General features: G+C 61.2%; 15 protein-coding genes. 10 read left to right on the top strand and 5 right to left on the bottom strand.

Annotated elements, in window-relative coordinates:
• The first annotated feature begins 4 nt into the window (after positions 1-4).
• From LMTR13_RS13035 to LMTR13_RS13020, 4 genes are all read left to right on the top strand, one after another.
• Positions 5-1,504, top strand: a complete 1,500-nt coding sequence (locus LMTR13_RS13035; RefSeq protein ID WP_065728232.1) for a tripartite tricarboxylate transporter permease — start codon at positions 5-7, stop codon at positions 1,502-1,504.
• Between the two features lie 214 nt (positions 1,505-1,718).
• Positions 1,719-3,014: an oxalate/formate MFS antiporter gene (gene oxlT / locus LMTR13_RS13030; RefSeq protein ID WP_065728231.1), complete on the top strand. Its 1,296-nt coding sequence runs from the start codon at positions 1,719-1,721 to the stop codon at positions 3,012-3,014.
• Positions 3,015-3,286: 272 nt separating this feature from the next.
• On the top strand, positions 3,287-3,718 hold the full coding sequence (locus tag LMTR13_RS13025) for a CBS domain-containing protein (RefSeq protein ID WP_065728230.1): 432 nt from the start codon (positions 3,287-3,289) through the stop codon (positions 3,716-3,718).
• 158 nt (positions 3,719-3,876) lie between these two features.
• Positions 3,877-4,965, top strand: a complete 1,089-nt coding sequence (locus tag LMTR13_RS13020) for a ketopantoate reductase family protein (protein ID WP_065728229.1) — start codon at positions 3,877-3,879, stop codon at positions 4,963-4,965.
• Between the two features lie 389 nt (positions 4,966-5,354).
• Here LMTR13_RS13020 and LMTR13_RS13015 read toward each other — a convergent pair whose 3' ends face one another.
• The gene (locus LMTR13_RS13015; protein WP_065728228.1) at positions 5,355-6,824 is read right to left on the bottom strand and encodes a type 2 periplasmic-binding domain-containing protein; all 1,470 of its coding nucleotides are present in this window, start codon (positions 6,822-6,824) and stop codon (positions 5,355-5,357) included.
• A gap of 630 nt (positions 6,825-7,454) precedes the next feature.
• Between LMTR13_RS13015 and LMTR13_RS13010 the strand changes: the two genes are divergently transcribed.
• The 6 genes from LMTR13_RS13010 (at position 7,455) to LMTR13_RS12985 (ending at position 13,320) form a co-directional block, all read left to right on the top strand.
• Positions 7,455-8,600 carry a fructose-1,6-bisphosphatase gene (locus LMTR13_RS13010; RefSeq protein ID WP_065728227.1) on the top strand — a complete coding sequence of 382 codons (1,146 nt, stop codon included), beginning with the start codon at positions 7,455-7,457 and terminating at the stop codon, positions 8,598-8,600.
• Positions 8,601-8,621: 21 nt separating this feature from the next.
• A complete protein-coding gene (locus tag LMTR13_RS13005; protein ID WP_065728226.1) occupies positions 8,622-9,809 on the top strand; it encodes a 6-phosphofructokinase in 1,188 nt (395 codons plus the stop codon).
• Positions 9,810-9,932: 123 nt separating this feature from the next.
• Complete coding sequence (locus tag LMTR13_RS13000; RefSeq protein WP_065728225.1) at positions 9,933-10,289, top strand: Mth938-like domain-containing protein; 357 nt, start codon at positions 9,933-9,935, stop codon at positions 10,287-10,289.
• Positions 10,290-10,481: 192 nt separating this feature from the next.
• Positions 10,482-11,477 carry an NAD(P)H-dependent flavin oxidoreductase gene (locus tag LMTR13_RS12995; protein ID WP_065728224.1) on the top strand — a complete coding sequence of 332 codons (996 nt, stop codon included), beginning with the start codon at positions 10,482-10,484 and terminating at the stop codon, positions 11,475-11,477.
• A 31-nt stretch (positions 11,478-11,508) separates the two neighbouring features.
• Entirely contained in the window at positions 11,509-12,477 is a 969-nt protein-coding gene (locus LMTR13_RS12990) for a zinc-binding dehydrogenase (protein WP_065728223.1), read from the top strand.
• Positions 12,478-12,480: 3 nt separating this feature from the next.
• A complete protein-coding gene (locus LMTR13_RS12985; RefSeq protein ID WP_065728222.1) occupies positions 12,481-13,320 on the top strand; it encodes an SMP-30/gluconolactonase/LRE family protein in 840 nt (279 codons plus the stop codon).
• 111 nt (positions 13,321-13,431) lie between these two features.
• Here the strand turns inward: LMTR13_RS12985 and LMTR13_RS12980 are convergent, their stop codons facing one another.
• From LMTR13_RS12980 to LMTR13_RS12965, 4 genes are all read right to left on the bottom strand, one after another.
• Positions 13,432-14,430: an aldo/keto reductase gene (locus LMTR13_RS12980; protein ID WP_065728221.1), complete on the bottom strand. Its 999-nt coding sequence runs from the start codon at positions 14,428-14,430 to the stop codon at positions 13,432-13,434.
• A gap of 125 nt (positions 14,431-14,555) precedes the next feature.
• On the bottom strand, positions 14,556-15,590 hold the full coding sequence (locus tag LMTR13_RS12975) for a D-alanine--D-alanine ligase family protein (RefSeq protein ID WP_065728220.1): 1,035 nt from the start codon (positions 15,588-15,590) through the stop codon (positions 14,556-14,558).
• Positions 15,587-16,570 (bottom strand): putative zinc-binding metallopeptidase, encoded by a 984-nt coding sequence (locus tag LMTR13_RS12970; protein WP_236843368.1) that lies wholly within the window; start codon positions 16,568-16,570, stop codon positions 15,587-15,589. Before LMTR13_RS12970 ends, LMTR13_RS12975 begins: the two co-directional genes overlap by 4 nt.
• Before the next feature lie 253 nt (positions 16,571-16,823).
• Positions 16,824-17,666 (bottom strand): amidohydrolase family protein, encoded by an 843-nt coding sequence (locus LMTR13_RS12965; protein WP_065728218.1) that lies wholly within the window; start codon positions 17,664-17,666, stop codon positions 16,824-16,826.
• Positions 17,667-17,831: the final 165 nt, after the last annotated feature.

Genomic DNA, 17,831 nt, shown 5'->3' with positions numbered 1-17,831 from the left:
CGGGATGGAAGAACTCGTCAATCTTTTTCACGGCTTTGCGGTCGCGCTGCAGCCGTTCAACATCATGGTGATGGTCCTCGGCATCGTGCTCGGCGTCATCATCGGCGTGCTGCCGGGACTCGGCGGCGCCAATGGCGTTGCGATCTTGTTGCCGCTGACATTCTCGATGCCGCCGACATCGGCCATTATCATGCTGTCCTGCATTTATTGGGGAGCGTTGTTCGGCGGAGCGATCACCTCGGTTCTCTTCAACATACCCGGCGAGCCATGGTCGGTGGCCACGACGTTCGACGGCTATCCGATGGCGCAGCAGGGCAAGGCCGGCGAAGCACTTACCGCTGCCTTCACCTCATCCTTCGTCGGCGCGCTGTTCGCCGTGGCGATGATCACGCTGGTCGCGCCTCTGGTCGCGAGCTTTGCCCTGCAATTCGGGCCCGCAGAGAAATTCGCGGTATATTTCCTGGCGTTCTGCAGCTTCGTCGGATTGAGCAAGGAGCCGCCTTTCAAGACCATTGCGGCAATGATGATCGGCTTTGCGCTTGCCGCTGTTGGACTCGACTCCATCACAGGCCAGTTGCGACTGACATTCGGCTTTACCGAATTGCTGAACGGTTTCGACTTCCTCATCGCCGTGATCGGACTGTTCGGCATTGGCGAGATCCTGCTGACGATGGAAGAAGGGCTCGCCTTCCGCGGCGGTAACGCCAAGATCAATCTGCGGGTCGTGCTGCAGACCTGGAAGGAATTGCCCAAATACTGGATGACCTCGCTGCGTTCCTGCTTCATCGGCTGCTGGATGGGCGTTACGCCGGCGGGCGCTACTCCGGCTTCCTTCATGAGTTACGGCATCGCCAAGCGCGTGGCCAAGAACGGCAAAAATTTCGGCAAAGGTGAGATCGAGGGCGTCGTTGCGCCGGAGACCGCGGCGCACGCCGCGGGCACGGCGGCCCTGTTGCCGATGCTCTCGCTCGGCGTGCCGGGCTCTCCGACGGCCGCAGTGTTGCTCGGTGGCCTGTTGATCTGGGGCCTGCAGCCCGGTCCGATGCTGTTTGTCGAACAGAAAGAATTCGTCTGGGGCCTGATCGCCTCGATGTATCTCGGCAATATCGTCGGCCTGCTCGTCGTGCTCACCTGCGTACCGATTTTCGCAGCTATCCTGCGCGTGCCCTTCAGCATCATTGCCCCCCTTATTCTGGTGCTATGCGCGATCGGTGCCTATTCGGTCCACAGCAGCACGTTTGACGTCATGCTGATGCTGGTGTTCGGCGTGATCGGCTATCTGCTCAAGAAGTGCAACTATCCCCTCGCCCCGCTGGTGCTCGCCATCGTGCTCGGCGACAAGGCGGAAGAGGCCTTCAGGCAGTCGCTTCTGGGATCCCAGGGATCGCTTGGCGTATTCCTGTCCAACCCGCTGGTCAGCACGATCATGATCCTGGGCTTGATCGCGTTGTTCTGGTCGGTGATCCAGGAAGGATATACCCGGTTGCGGTCTGCGGTAGCCTGAGCGGTGTAGCGTTAAGCCGTTACGGAGCAACAGCTTAGAAAATTGGGGGCCGCGCACTGCGCGGCCCTTTTTCTTTTGTGCCTGTTCGCGCCGCGTTCGCGCCGGCTACGAAATCCTGGAATGGATGCAAATTTATCCTTGTCTACTGGCATAACATATACCACACTCCGCCGCAGCTGTCGGGTATCGATTAGAAGCAGCCTTAGGAGGAAAGATGACGGACACAGTGCAAGGAGCGGCGGCCCCTGTGGCGGCTCGCGTCAGCGACACCTACCGTTGGACGCAATTAGCCATCGGTGTGCTCGCGATGGTGATGATCGCCAATTACCAATATGGCTGGACGTTCTTCGTCCCCGACATCCAGCAGAAATTCGGATGGGATCGCGCCTCGATCCAGTGGGCATTTACGCTGTTCGTGCTGTTCGAGACCTGGCTGGTGCCGGTCGAGGGATGGTTCGTCGACAAATACGGCCCGCGCATCGTCGTCCTCATCGGCGGCATTCTCTGCGCCATCGGATGGGCCATCAACGCTCACGCCACCACGCTCAACGGCTTCTATCTCGGCATGATCATCGCAGGCATCGGCGCGGGTGGCGTGTACGGCACCTGCGTCGGCAATGCGCTGAAATGGTTTCCCGACAAGCGCGGCCTTGCGGCCGGCATCACCGCCGCCGGATTCGGCGCAGGCTCGGCGCTGACGGTCGCGCCGATCCAGGCGATGATCAGGGACTCCGGCTTCCAGACCACCTTCCTCTATTTCGGTCTCGGGCAAGGCATCATCATCGTCATCCTCGCCTTCCTGATGTTCTCGCCCAAGGCGGGACAGGTTCCTGTGGTGACGCAGAACGCCAACGTGATCCAGACCCGGCGCAACTATCAGCCGACCGAGGTGATCCGTCAGCCGATTTTCTGGCTGATGTATTTCATGTTCGTGATCGTCGGTGCCGGCGGATTGATGGTGACCGCCAATCTGAAGCCGATCGCGGTGGACTGGAAGGTCGACAGCGTGCCCGTGACGCTGATGGCGGTGACGATGACGGCGGTGACGTTCGCAGCCACCATCGATCGCGTCCTCAACGGCCTGACACGTCCCTTCTTCGGCTGGATATCCGACATGATCGGCCGCGAGAACACCATGTTCATCGCGTTCGGCATGGAAGGCATCGGCATCTGGGGCCTGTACATGCTGGGCCACGATCCGGTGTGGTTCGTGCTCTTGTCCGGCTTCGTGTTCTTCGCCTGGGGTGAGATCTATTCCCTCTTCCCGTCGACCTGCACCGACACTTTCGGCGCAAAGTTCGCGGCCACCAATGCCGGCCTGCTCTACACGGCAAAGGGCACCGCGGCGCTGTTGGTGCCGGTGGCGAACTACATGCAACAGTCGTCGGGCACCTGGGACGCCGTGTTCATCGTCGCGGCCGGCGCGAATATCCTGGCCTCGCTGCTGGCGATCGCGGTGCTCAAGCCCTGGCGCAGGGTCGTGGTCGCCAAATCGCAAGTGTCGGCCTGATCGCGACACCATCGCTTTACCGAAAGAGACGCGCTCACCCTCCGGGTGGGCGCGTTTTCTTTTGGGGGGGCGGAAGCTCTGGCATACCTGACGCCATATGAGACAGACAAAAGTGACACCCTCTCTTCCTGGAATGTCACGGCGCTTTCCAGAAACGTCAGCAATACTGCCTATTTATCGCGATCTCGGCTGCGAGAATTCAACCCTCCGCATGTTGACATTTGGCATTATGTATACCAGACTGGCAACAGTTTCACCCCAAGGAGGTTGCCATGCAAGTCGGAGATATTCTGCGCAAGAAAGCCGCCCGTGTCGCAACGGTCCGCATGAACGAGACCGTCGCCATTGCCGCGCAACTGATGCGCTCGGGCAATATCAGCGCGCTGGTCGTCAAGGATGTCGTCCGTACCGAAGGCAACACGGCGGTCGGCATGTTCACCGAACGCGACGTGGTGCGCGCGATTGCCCAGTACGGCGCAGCCGGCGTGAATATGCGCGTTTCGCAATTCATTTCGGTGCAGCAGCTCGTCTCCTGCACGTCGACGGATACGCTCGAGCACGTCCGTCACCTCATGAGCAAGCACCACATCCGCCACGTGCCGGTGATCGACAATTACAGCCTGATCGGCGTCATCAGCATTCGCGACATCACGACCGCGTTCGACGACGAAGCAACGCCCTACAAGCTGGTCGCGTCGGCCTGACCGGTCGCTTCGAGCTCGGCCGGCATTCTCTGGGGCGGCACTCCCGGGGAAGACGGTATCGCACCGAAAAAATCGGCTTAACTCCTGTCGCAAAGCAGGCGCTCGCAAATTTGCGCCGGAGGTGTGGCGCGCCGGAAGCAACATCTGTGGGAGGGCGCATGGCGCGCAACATTCTGATCCTTGGAGCCTCGTATGGCTCGTTGCTGGCGACAAAGCTCTTGATGGCGGGTCACAACGTGACCCTGGTTTGCCGGAAGCAGACGGCAGAACTCATCAATCGCGACGGCACCGAAGTTCGCATCAAGCTGCGCGACGAGGCGATCCATCGCCCGATCTTTTCGCGCGACCTGCCTGGGATCCTGGACGCGGTCGAGCCCGCCGACGTCGATCCCTCCCGCTATGATCTGGTCGGTCTTGCGATGCAGGAACCGCAATACACCGACCATGCGATCCAGGCGCTGATGATCAAGATCGCCGAGACGAAGCTGCCCTGCCTTTCGATCATGAACATGCCGCCCCTGCCCTATCTCAGACGGATCCCGGCGCTGGCGAAAATGGACCTGGAGGAGGCCTATACCAATGCCGCGGTATGGGAACGGTTCGAGCCCGGTCTGGTATCGCTCTGCTCCCCCGATCCGCAGGCCTTCCGTCCACCGGAAGAGGCGGCGAATGTTCTTCATGTCGGCCTGCCGACCAACTTCAAGGCAGCATCATTTGCGGATGAGAAACACAACCTGCTGCTTCGGGAGCTGGAAGCCGACATCGATGCGGTGAAGCTGGATGGCCAGGACGTTCCGGTGAAGCTCAAAGTGTTCGATTCGATGTTCGTCCCTCTGGCCAAATGGTCGATGCTGTTGACCGGGAATTACCGCTGCATCACACAGCACGAGCCGCAATCGATCCGCGACGCGGTGCACGGCGATATCAATCTCTCGCAGTCGATCTACGACCATGTCGATGCCATCGCCCAGCGTCTGGGCGCCGATCCCACCGATCAGGTACCTTTCGAGAAATACGCCAAAGCAGCGGAAAGCCTTCTCAAGCCCTCCTCGGCGGCCCGGGCGGTCGCTGGTGGCGCGCCGTTTATCGAGCGCGTCGACCTCTTGGTGAAGCTGATTTCGCATCAGCTTGGCGTACCCAATGCCGAGATCGACCGCACGGTCCAGATCGTCAATCAGAAACTGAATGAGAGCACGGTGGCGGAAGCATCCGACGCGCCGCGAGGTGCGCCAGTCTCAGTGACGTAAAGCCTTATCGGTTCTGAGCACCTTGTCGATTCTGATTGAATCAGAAGGAGGCCCTAGCCTCTTGTTTCGAAGCGTTTTCTTTAGACGAGCCGGTGTGCGCTTTACTCGAAAACGCGATCGATTATTGACAGCCGACACGCCAATTCGAGGCTATCCCCGCATTGCCGCATGGGCCCATCGCCCCTGCCCGGTAGACTTTTGCTAAGCCGGACGGCAATCGGAAAGCCCTGCACCAACGTTTCCACTGAGGAAGCCGATGACTTCATCTTCGGCTAGACCTGCGTCGACGACGTCACCGCCAACGACATCCTCAACCGCGAGAGGCAAAAAGGCACACGTCCCCGAGCCAGGTTATGATCGAGGCCGAATGCCAGTCCTCGAAGTTTAGTCTATTGAACCAAGTTACACTTCTCGCCTGCGACCAAGCCGGTCTTTGCCGGAAAGTGACCGGGATCAAACTTGTTTGCTGCGCCGACGCTCGCAGCATACTTCGTCCAGGCTATTGATATGATGGAGAAGTCTTTTTGCGCGTCTGTCTTTTCGTTCGGATTACTTGGTCCTTCGTGGAAGGCCATATACTCGTTTCTGGCTTCAAGCAGGACCTTCAATGCATCGTCGGGCCACCGGGTGATAGTCATATCCGCAGGGATGGGTTTGCCGGCGATCAATCGCGGGGTGCCGTCCAGATTCCGCTGACCGATGCCATGATTGAAATCCAGAATATCTTTCAGCTTTTTGCACTGGACCGACTCGGCTGCATTAAAGGACTCGGTCACGGACTCTTTCGCAGCTCTGAGAACGGCCGCTTTCTGGGCGGCGTTCAGGCCATTCCAAGCCGCCTTATCGACGTGCATCCAGGATAACAGAAACGGTTGATGCCATGACGGATGATGTGCAAACCGTGCGCCAATCTGTCCGATATTTTGCGTGCAGTTGGATTTGGTATCGGGCGGAATTGGGAACGCCAGCGCCGGAGCGCAATCCAGGTTTCCGGCATCCGGGTCACCAAGGGGACGGGCCGGCGTTGCATTCTTGACTGGAAAGAAATCGAGAAGGTCGTCATTTGGATTGACGTATTCGAAGCCCTGAATTGCATTTCTTTGCATCGGCAACAGAACGGATTGGCCGCCTACGGCCGGATAAAACACGAGAGTCTTGCTGCGGATAAAGCCTCTTTTCACCAGTATGTCGCATGCCCGGTCCACGACATCTTGCGGCGGGGACAAGTATCGAATTCTCCAGCCTGACGTGCAAAGACCGGTCAAGCCAATTCCATTGCCGTGTTTTTCACAATCGGTGTCTCCTGCATTGCAGTCGGGCTTGCCAATAGGCTGCGGGAAGTAACCCGAGCCCTGCATTGTGCTGCCGATGACCGGAAAGACGATCTGGGTTCCCCCTCGGCTATCCAGGATCGATTGCGCCAATTCGATTCCGTTTCTTCCGGTTTCGTCCAGCTTCGCATCGTAAAGAAATCCCAGCGTCTGCTCGAAGTTCATTCCAAAGGGCACCGAATTGTAGATGAAGCCCCAGCTCGGTTCTGAAAACACCGGACGTGGCGTAGCGTTGCTATTTGCAAATTGTACGCCGGCCCGGAGCGCATTCACAGCGCGCCCGGTGTTCTGATCCCGTTGAAAGATGACCTTCTGTCCGATTGGCAATGCATCCGGTCCGTTCTCATCGGTGTGATCCATCACCTTCTGGATGAATATCCTCATGGCGCCATAGCCGGGATTTTTTGGATCGGTCGATGTGCCGTTGCCCCGCCCAATTGTCGGGGAGCCGCTGTATTCGTTGTAAGGAATGATGACGTCGGCAGCTGCGGACTGACCGAAAAACGTGCCGCATGCAGCAACGGTCAATGCTGACAGAGTTCTCCCTGGTTTCATTTCTGTGCCCTCCTAGTGAGCGGCGATGAGAAAACCGCATTTGGTTTTCTGGCAGGCCTGGCGAGATCGTCTGCGAGGGACGCGACACTGAAGTTTTTCCCGTCATCGGGCCATGGCTCCGGCACGCGCGAAATCCACGCTCGCACCGGCCAAAAAGACGTCGTGTGCTGCCGAGTAAATGCCTGCCGACGGCATTACGCTGCCAGTTTGTTCGAGATATCGGCAATCTCGTCTTATTGAGCAGCTAATTCGACAGTATCTAATTTCCCATATAGACGCCAGCGAGGCCAAACCCGAAAACGCCGGAGGAAACTGCTGCGCTGCGAGATCTCAATTCGACCTATGTCGGGTTGGGGGTCAATGGCGGACTCGTACACCGCAGCAAATGGCGGCGCATGAACTGGTTATCCCACCGCTTCTGGAATGATCTTCACGGTGATCGATGGTCCCGGCTACCGGATGAGCCCGAACTTTTCGAGAAGAGCATTTGTGGAACCTAACGGAACATCAGACGTTCTTTTGCGCGAATGAGCAGCGCCGTCGCCCCGGCGCAGCAAGCGCAGACGCCGAGGCGGTGCGCTGCGCTGGTCGGAGGGAACGCTCATGAGACTCACTCTTTCCGTCATCAAGGCTGACATAGGCTCTGTCGGCGGCCACACGAAGCCATCTACACGCATGATGGCGGCCGTCGAGGGCGAGGTCGCGAAGGCGATCTGCGACCGCCTGCTGATCGACGCTTTCGTCTGCCACACCGGCGACGACATTGCGATTATCATGACGCACACACGGGGCGAAGGGAGCTCCGAGGTGCATCAACTTGCCTGGAAGGCGTTCCTTGCGGCCACCTCGGTCGCGAAAACCTCCGGGCTTTACGGCGCCGGCCAGGATCTTCTCGTCGACGCACCGTCCGGAAACGTCCGCGGCGCCGGCCCGGGCGTCGCCGAGCTCAGCTTCGACCACAGCCTCTCGGGCACGAGACCTGCGGAGTCTTTCATGGTGTTCGCCGCCGACAAATGCGGCCCCGGCGCCTACAACCTGCCGCTCTACCTCGCCTTTGCCGATCCCATGTATTGCGCCGGGCTGATGCTGCCCCCAATGATCAAGGGATTCCGTTTCCATGTCATCGACATGGACAACACGGCCGGCGACAGCGTGATCGAACTCGACGCGCCCGCGGATGGCTACCATATTGCCGCGCTGCTCCGCGACAACGAGCGCTTTGGCATTGATCGCATCGTTTCCCGGACCCATGGCGAGGTCGCCGTCGCCGTTTCGGCGCAGCGTCTTCACGCGATCGCAGGCAAGTACACCGGCAAGGACGATCCGGTCGCGATCGTCAGGAACCAGGGAATTTTCCCGGCGCCCGAAGAAATCGTCTCGCCATTCGCAAAGGCGCACTTCGTAGGCGGCGATGCGCGCGGCTCGCACGTGATGCCGCTCATGCCGGTGCCAATTAACACACCAGTGACAGGAATGTACTGCCTGCCGATCGTTTCCTGCACCGGCTTTTCGATCGACAAGGACGGCCGTTTTTCGGAGTCCTTTACCGATTTCTTCGACAACCCGGCGTGGGACGAAGTCCGCCGGCGCGCCCAGCGCAAGGCAATCGAGATGCGCAGCCAGGGCTGGTCCGGTGCGGCGATGCTGCCCTATTCCGAGCTGGAGTATGGCGGCTTCCGCGACACCGTGTCCTCGCTGCTGAAGCGCTTTCAGGTGCGCAAGGAGCGCAAGCCGGAAGCAGCCGAGTAAGAGATCGCCTGCGAGGTGGGTATGGCAAAAAGGCGTATCGGCATTCTCACGGGCGGCGGCGACGTTCCCGGTCTCAACGCAGTCATCAAGAGCGTGACATATCGCGGCAGCGAGAACGACATCGAGGTCGTGGGTCTCCGCCGTGGTTGGGAGGCCCTCACCCACGTAAACCTCGAGGACCCGGCCAGCAGGTCCCACTACATCATCCCGCTGAACCGTGACAACACGCGCACCATAGACCGGAGCGGCGGCACCGTGCTGCACTCGAGTCGCACCAATCCGTCCAAGATGAAGAAGCTGCCGGATCATCTCGTCAGTAACGATTTTCCAGCCTCGCTCAGCACCAAGGGCGGCATCGCAACCAGGACATGGGACGTTACTGCCCAGGTGCTGGCGAACCTCTCGGGGCTCGGCATCGAACATCTGATCGCCATCGGCGGCGACGACACGCTCAGTTACGCAGCCAAGCTCAACGACCTCGGCGTCAAGATCATCGCCATCCCGAAGACGATGGACAACGACGTCCGCAACACCGAGTACTGCATCGGCTTCTCGACCGCGATCACCCGCGCCAGCGACGCCATCCAGCGGCAGCGCACCACTGTCGGATCGCACGAGCGAATCGGCATTTTCCGCGTCTTTGGCCGCGATGCCGGATTTACAGCGCTCTACACCGCGTACGCCACCTCGATACGGTGCGTCATACCGGAGTACAAGGTCGATCTCGACAAACTGATCCAGTTGCTCGTCGAGGAGAAGCGCGCCAACCCGAGCAACTACTCGCTCGTTGTGCTCAGCGAGGGCGCCGCGTGGGAGGGCTACGAGGTGCAGGAATACGGTGAACCTGATGCCTACGGTCATCGCAAGAAGGCGAGTGTGGCGGAATCTTTCGCCGACGAGATCAAGCGACGCGCCGGCGAGGAGACGATCACCTCCGATCTCACCTACGACCTGCGATCGGGCAATCCGGACTTCATGGACAAGCTCGTGGCCCTGACTTTCGGTAACATGGCCTACGATGCCATCCTGGAAGGCAAGACCGGCCTCATGTCGGCGCTGGTGGAGGGGCGCTACGACCTCGTGCCCATCCCTGACGCCAAGCTCGGGCCGCGCAAATTGGACGTCGCCAACACATACAACACGGAGCGCTACCGCCCCATCTACGGCAATAAGCGAGGGCTGCCGATCTTTCTCAATCGCGCGTCATAGGTGGCAGTGGCACCCCCCCCCCCAAGAACGTCTCCTGTGGGGTAGCTTCGGAGGTAGCACCGGGCAGGACGGGTCTGCCCACGCGGAGTCAGGGCCTCGTGCCGAGAATGAAGGAGACAGCCCATGGAGATCGAACGCACTACATTCGGCACCATCACGATTGACGGAAAGACCTATGAACACGACGTGATCATTCGTCTCTCCGGCGAAATCGCAAAGCGGAAGAAAAAGCTGTCGAAGAAGTACTACGGCACCTCGCATGTCCTCTCCAAAGACGAAGCGAAGTTCGTCTATGAGGACGGATGCGAGCAGCTAATTCTTGGCTCGGGCCAGATGGGCAATGTGCACCTATCGCCGGAAGCTGAGACGTATTTTGCGAAAAAGGGTTGCACGGTCCTGTTGCAGCCGACCCCCAAGGCGATTCATACGTTCAACAACTCGCATGCAAAGAAGATCGGCCTTTTCCACATTACTTGCTAACTGGGCCGGCCCGCTCGGACTTCATGCGGAATTGTTCGCACTGCGGAAACAAGCCGCGCTTTTGCATGATGGCGTTGCCCTGACCACCGCCAGCCCCCCGTAGACTTTTGCAGGGGGTGACGGCATCCTGTTCCCCGAAATCTCACAAGTAACGTGCGCGGCCTTTCGCGCCGGGGAAACCAGAGGGCAGACATGATCAAGACGCGATTCACCGAGCTCGTCGGCGTCGAGCACCCGATCGTCCAGGGCGGCATGCAATGGGTCGGCCGCGCCGAGCTGGTCGCGGCCGTTGCCAATGCCGGCGCGCTCGGGCTGATCACCGCGCTGACGCAGCCGACGCCGGAGGATCTCACAAAGGAAATCGCGCGCTGCCGCGACCTGACCGACAAGCCGTTCGGCGTCAACCTCACCATCCTCCCCGCGATCAAGCCGCCGCCTTACGCCGAATACCGCCAGGCCATCATCGAGGCCGGCATCAAGATCGTGGAAACCGCCGGCAACAAGCCGCAGGAACATGTCACCGAGTTCAAGAAGCACGGCATCAAGATCATCCACAAATGCACCAGCGTCCGTCACGCGCTGTCGGCGGAACGGATGGGAGTCGACGCGATCTCGATCGACGGTTTTGAGTGCGCCGGCCATCCCGGCGAGGACGACACGCCCGGCCTGATCCTGATCCCGGCCGCCGCCGACAAGGTGAAGATACCGATGATCGCTTCGGGCGGCTTCGGCGATGGCCGCGGGCTCGTCGCCGCGCTGGCGCTCGGCGCCGAGGGCATCAACATGGGCACGCGGTTCATGTGCACCAAGGAAAGTCCGATCCATCAGCTCGTGAAGGAGCGCATCGTCGCCAACGACGAGCGCGAAACCGAATTGATCTTCCGCACCATGCGCAACACCTCGCGCGTTGCCAGGAACGCGATCTCGACCAAGGTGGTGGCAATGGAGAAGGAAGGCGCCAAGTTCGAGGACGTGCGCGAACTCGTCGCCGGCGCCCGCGGCAAGATGGTCTACGCGTCAGGCGATGCCGATGAAGGCATCTGGTCGGCCGGCCAGGTCCAGGGCCTGATCCACGACATTCCAAGCTGCGCCGAACTCGTGTCGCGCATCGTGCGCGACGCCGAAGCGATCATGCGCGGCCGGTTCGAAGGCATGCTGTCGGGAGCCCAGCGTCAGGCCGCCGAATAGACGGTCTGTCCGCTCAACAAGAGAAGAGCCCATGAAAGCCTATGTCTACGGCGCCAACGGCGCCGAAATCACAGACGTTGCAAAACCCTCGCCGAAGGGCACGCAGGTGCTGGTCAAGGTCCATGCCTGCGGCCTCAACCGCGCCGACCTCGGCATGACCAAGGGCCATGTGCACGGCGCGGCCGGCGGCGTCGGCACCGTGCTCGGCATGGAATGGGCGGGCGAAGTCGCCGAGCTCGGGCCTGACGCCAAAGGCGTCAAGGTCGGCGACAAGATCATGGGCTCCGGCAGCGCGGCGTTCGCCGAATATACGCTGGCCGACCACGGCCGGCTGTTCCGCGCGCCCTCGAACATGAATTTCGAGGAGGCCGCTACTCTCCCCGTCGCGCTCGCCACCATGCACAATGCGGTCGTCACCAACGGCGCGCTGCAGCCGGGCCAGAGCGTCCTGATCCAGGGCGCCAGCTCCGGGGTCGGCCTGATGGCGATGCAGATCGCCAAACTGAAGGGCGCCAAACTCGTGATCGGCTCCTCGACGGATGCGATGCGCCGCGGCCGCCTGAAGGAATTCGGCGCCGATCTCGCGATCGATTCCAGCGATCCCGACTGGGTCGATCAGGTGCTCAACGCAACGAACGGCGAAGGCGTCGACCTCATCGTCGATCAGGTTTCCGGCAAGGTCGCCAACCAGAATCTCGCCGCCACCAAAATCAAGGGCCGCATCGTCAATGTCGGCCGGCTCGGCGGCACCCACGCCGATTTCAATTTCGACCTCCACGCCGCCCGCCGCATCCACTATATCGGCGTCACCTTCCGCACCCGCACCATCGAGGAAATCCGCGAGATCTTTGACGAGGTCCGCAAAGACATCTGGCCGGCCGTGGAATCGCGAAAACTGCAACTGCCGATCGACAAGGTCTATCCCTTCGCCGAGATCGGAAGAGCGTTCGAGCACATGGAAGCCAACAAACACCTCGGCAAAATCGTGGTGGCGATGTAGCCGATGACGCTGCGCTGCGTGCTCGACGGCGGACGTTACTATGAAGGGGCGCGCTGGCATGCGGGCCGGCTCTGGTTCGTCGACTGCATGGAGCGCACGCTGCTCAGCCTCTCACTATCCGGCGAGTGCGAGCAGCATGCGAAATTCGACGACACGCCGTGCGGCCTCGGCGTGCTTCCGGACGGCACGCTGATCGTGCTGACGATGTTCCGCAAGCGCCTGCTGGCCTATCGCGACGGCGCGCTCTCGCTCTACGCCGACCTGTCGGGGATCGCGACCGGCACGATCGACGACATGATCGTCGACGGGCTCGGCCGCGCCTATGTCGGCGACCTCGGCTTCGACCTGCCGCCGCCGCCCGACCGCGACGCTCCCGGTCGCATCATTCTGGCGATGCCCGACGGCGCGATCCGCGTCGTCGCCGACGGATTACGGTTTCCCAACGGCATCGCGGTCTCGGCCGACAACAGCCGGCTCGTCGTGGCCGAGATGGATGGCGCCTGCCTGGCCGACTACGCTATCGAGCCGAACGGCGACTTGAAACTGCGCGGCCGGTTCGGATTCATGAAATCTCCTGACGGTATTTGCCTCGATCAGGACGGCGCCGTGTGGGTCGCAGCCTTCGGAGAAGACGCCTTCATCCGCCTCGACGCCGCGGGCCGCGAATTGCAGCGCATCGAAGTCCTCGGCCGCCGCGCCCTCGCCTGCGCCCTCGGCGGCGCGGAACGGAAAACGCTGTTCTGCCTGAGCGCGGCAACCTCCTACGAAGAACTCCGCCAACGCAAATCATCTGCGCGCATCGACGCGGTCGATGTGGAAGTCGCCGGCGCCGGTTATCCCTGACATCGTAGGATGGGTGGAGCGACTTGTCCGCCGTAGCTCAACGAGCGAAGGCCGGAAGCGATACCCATCAATCACGTTTACGGTGCCGATGAGTTCGCATGGCTCACCTCATCACCGTGCCTCGCCGGAAAACGCCTGCCGCAACTCCGACAACCGCGCCAGCGCCGCCTGCGGCAGCGGGCCCTTCTCGACCGCCGCCAGCGCGTCCTCGAACTGCTGCGGTGTCGCCATGCCGACCAGGATCGTGCCCATCGCCGGATGCGAGATCGCAAACCGCGTGGCGGCCTCGGTCAGGCTGGCGGCGAAGCCCTCTTCGACCAGCGGCATCAGGCGGCGCGCGCGATCGACATCGGCATCGTAGCTCATGGCAGAGCCGATCGGCTCCGGCGCGGCACCCGCAATCGGATGCCGCTCGGCCGAGCCCGACAGCGCGCCGCCGGCCAGCACGCGGATACCCACGACGCCAACGCCGGCGGCCTCCGTGCGATCGAACAGCCGCCCATAATCCTGCGCCGGATAGCGCACCGGCAATTCGCCGGCCGCAGACGGATTGAGCATGTTGTAGACGACCTGCGCGCTGTCGAAGACGCCAGCATCGATCACCTGATGCAGCGCCGCCGTCTCGCCGAGCGCCGTGATCCCGAGAAACCGGATCTTCCCCTCTCGCCGCAGCCGGTCGAACGCCGGCACCACCTCGTCGAGCACCTGCCGCGCGCCCAGCGCCGGCCCGCCGCCCTGCTCGGTGATCGGATTGTGCAGATGAAGGATGTCGGCTTGCTCAAGCCGCAGCCGCGCCAGACTGCCTTCCAGCGATAGCCGCACCGCCTCATCGATCCGGCCACGATCGTCAGGCGGCAACCGCACCTTGGTGGCGACGATGACGTCGGCCGGTTTCAGATTCTGCAGAACGCGGCCGAGGTTCTTTTCGGATTCGCCGTCGCCGTACTGCACCGCCGTGTCGAAGTAATTGACGCCGGCGGCAATTGCGCGTGCGATGGTCCGCTCCTGATCGGCAGGGTCGCCGCGCACCATCAATCCGCCGACGGCCCCGCAGCCGAAGCCGAGGATGGAGAGCTGCATGCCGGTGCGGCCAAAGGTTCGGAACTGCATTGGTGTTTCCTCCGAGTGGGTGGAATTATGGGATGTCGAACTACCGTTGCTCAACCCTGATACTTGCTGGCGCATGTCCGGTTAGCCCTCAAGCGCGAACATCGGCGTGGATCCGGCGTTGCCTGTCAGCCTACGGATACGCCCGCCTTTGCCCGGCTTAGTCCGAGAGCCAGAATCCGATGCAGCAGGTCCGGGTAATCGAGCCCGTCATACCGAGCCGCTGTAGCGAACTCCTGGCTCTTCGCGATTTCGGGATTGGGGTTCGCTTCGATGAAATACGGGATGCCGTCGGTAGAAAGGCGAAAGTCGATGCGCGCGTATCCATCGAGCCCCAGTGTTCGGTAGATGCGTTTCGCTATTCCCTGAATACGGGCGGATACCTCCGGCGTAAGGTTCTTGGCCGGCCCATCTACAATTCCGACGCGTTCCTGATAATTGGGATCGTGTTTGACCTTTTCGGTGGCTATGTGTCGTGCGCTCGGGCCGCCCATGGTGCCGAATTTTAATTCCCAAACCGGCAGAACTCGCAGCCGATTGTTGCCGAGCACGCCGACATAAAGCTCACGTCCCTCAATGTACTGCTCGGCGATGGCGGCAGTTCCGATCCGCTCGTGGACGAAGGCGACGCGCTCTGCGAGTTTCTCGTCCGTATCGACGATCGATGCTTGCGAGATCCCGAAGGATCCATCCTCGTTCAGGCTCTTGACGATCAGCGGCAGCGCCAGGCGCGCTGGCCGTTTGACCTTGCGGCGCATCGGAAACACGGCGAAGGCCGGTACCGCGATCCGACGATAGTGCACCAACGTCTTGGACAGATCCTTGCCGCGCGCCAGGATCAGGCCACGCGGGTTGCATCCGGTATACGGGATTCGCATCAGCTCGAGATAGCTTGGGATGTGCTGATCATACACGGGCTCATGGTGAAACTGCTCAAGCAAGTTGAATACCACATGCGGCTTGAAACCTTCGATCGCGTCGCGCACCGGCTTTAGTTCCTCCTGCACGCCGAGCGGGCGAACTTCATGGCCGGCCGTGCGCAAGGTGCTCACGACGTCATACTCTGTCTTCCATTCATTGATTTGCCGCGCGGTGTATCCGTCGGTCGAGTCCGGGGGCACGAAGTCCGGATGCATGAGCACCAGAATGCGCAGGCGTCTCATAGCGCGATCCATTTGCGCCGCGACGGGCCGAACAGCGCGTGCATGGTCTTGGCGGTTAACAGGACGGTGAAGTCGATCATAAGCTTCCGGTCGGAGCCGACGGCACGCAGATCGAGCTCGCGGCAGCGGGAGATCATGTCATCAAGCACGGCATCGAGCGTAAGTTGGTTCTCGCCCGTCCACCGCGCAACCAGCTGCCTGATTTGGGCGCGGTGCCGCCTGATGAAGGCCGAAGCCGGTTGTTCCCGGCGATGCCGTGGATCGGCGGAAAAGAGCCGGGAGAGGTCGCGGTCGTAAGTCTTCGGCGGCTTGAAGGCGTAGAACGCCTGCTTTTTTTGGTAGTGGTCGCCAAGCGTTTCGCTGAGCTCATGCAGCGGATCGACACGCTCCCGCGTCGTGTTTGGCGGCCGCTTCCCGGCGATTTCGTCCATCAGTTCGTCGACATATTCGAGCTTCTTCAGCGCTGGCCAACCGGCATAGCGCGTCCGCCAGTTTGAACGCGGCCGCAGCCACACCGCGAAGGTTTCGGCGAAATCCTCGTCCGGATGGCTCTGCGCGTACCAGAGCCGGAGATGTTGGACATAACGCCGGCTAGCCGGATTAGGCCGGTAGTAGCGCGGATAATGTTTCGAGGACGGGCCGAAGAGCTGCTGCCAACGCCGACGGCGGTGCAGCTGATAGGCGTGCTGCACGGCATGGCCTGCCTCATGACGGAGAATGGCCATGCACTCGGACCAAGTGCCGCCCTCGACGTCGAGCATCATTTTCTTCTCGATCTTCATCAGGCGGGGATGGGTGAGATAGAACGGAATGGCAATGCCGGGTACATTTGCCGGACTAAACCATTCGCTCGATATCCATGCGTGTGGCCGCAGCCGGATGCCCCGCCCTTCGAGCTCTTCATAGAGAGTGCTGAGACAATCCTCGAGCCAGGTGTCTTCGATCGCAACCCTCAGGCTACTGAGGCGTTGCTTGAGCAACTGCTCATCCGATAGCTTTTCCCAAGCATATTTCCGGCGCGGCATAGGCATCTAGAAGTCGTGACAATTCGGTACTTTAGATGTTGTCATAGGATGCTGGTGGCAACAACCGCTGAGTCGTCGTACCGTTGTTCAGCGGCCCGCGATCCGCGCACTCGTCAAAATGCTTCCCCGATACCCCTGCTGCGGAGCAGCCGCTGCACATACAAGCGACCAAAACCCACGACGCAGTAAGACTAATCCGCCCGACGCCCTAACCTTTCTTCGGTGACCAGCCATAAGCCTTGATACAAGCGCCACCCATCAACATGGCCCGCTCGGTCTCGCTCAGGCGGCTCGTCTTGAGGAACGGCTCGACGGCCTGCTCGTAGTTGACGACCGCGAACGCCCGCGTCCAGTCCGTGCCCCACAGGCAGCGCTCAAAACCCCAGGCGTCAAACACGCGGGCGAGCGGGTCCCAGATATCAGGGAATGGATACGGCTCGCGGGACAGCGTGCAGGCGCCGCTGACCTTGATCACGGCGTTCGCCCGCTTGGCGAGTTCCAGCACCTTCGGAAGCTCGGCCCAAGGTTCGGACGGCGCCGGCGGCACGCGCGGCTGCAGGATGCCGAGATGATCGATGATGAACCGCGTGTCGGGATGGCGATCGATCAGCGCCCTGCCCGCGTCCAGATTGTCCCAGCACAGCATGTTGACCGGAAAATCGTAGCGAACCGCCGCGCGCGCAATCCGGTCGAGCCCCGGGTCATCAGGCGCGCGCTTGGCCTCCTTCGTCAGCATGATGCGGATTCCGACGGTGCCCGGCGTCTTCTTCCAGTCGGCGACGACGTCGGCCACATCAGGATCATCAGGGTCGACCGGCTTGACGATCGCGAACCGGCCGGGATGGGTCCGTTGCACTTCCTCGGCATAGCTGGCGTCGTAGCGGTACAACGAAAAGGCGGAGATGAAGATCGCCCCATCGACGCCGACCTCGTCCATCGCCGCCACCATCTCGTCACCCGTGACGTGATCGGGCCAGTTCGGCACACTGTGCCAGGGCCGCTTCGGACTGTTCGCCTCGTAGGCATGGACCTGGGAATCGACAATGATCATCGGCGCCTCCGCTCTGTTGCGAGCGATTTTGGACAATGGACCCGGCTCGTGTCCAGATGGCGAGAACGCCGCGCTGCAATGCGTGTCACGGTGTGCTGGATCAGCACCTGATCCGACGTATCGCAACGGCGCGAGCGCAAGGCAGGAGGGCCGAAACCGATGGTT

Source organism: Bradyrhizobium icense, assembly GCF_001693385.1.
GTDB classification, from domain to species: domain Bacteria; phylum Pseudomonadota; class Alphaproteobacteria; order Rhizobiales; family Xanthobacteraceae; genus Bradyrhizobium; species Bradyrhizobium icense.
This window is presented reverse-complemented; position numbering and strand designations above follow the sequence as displayed.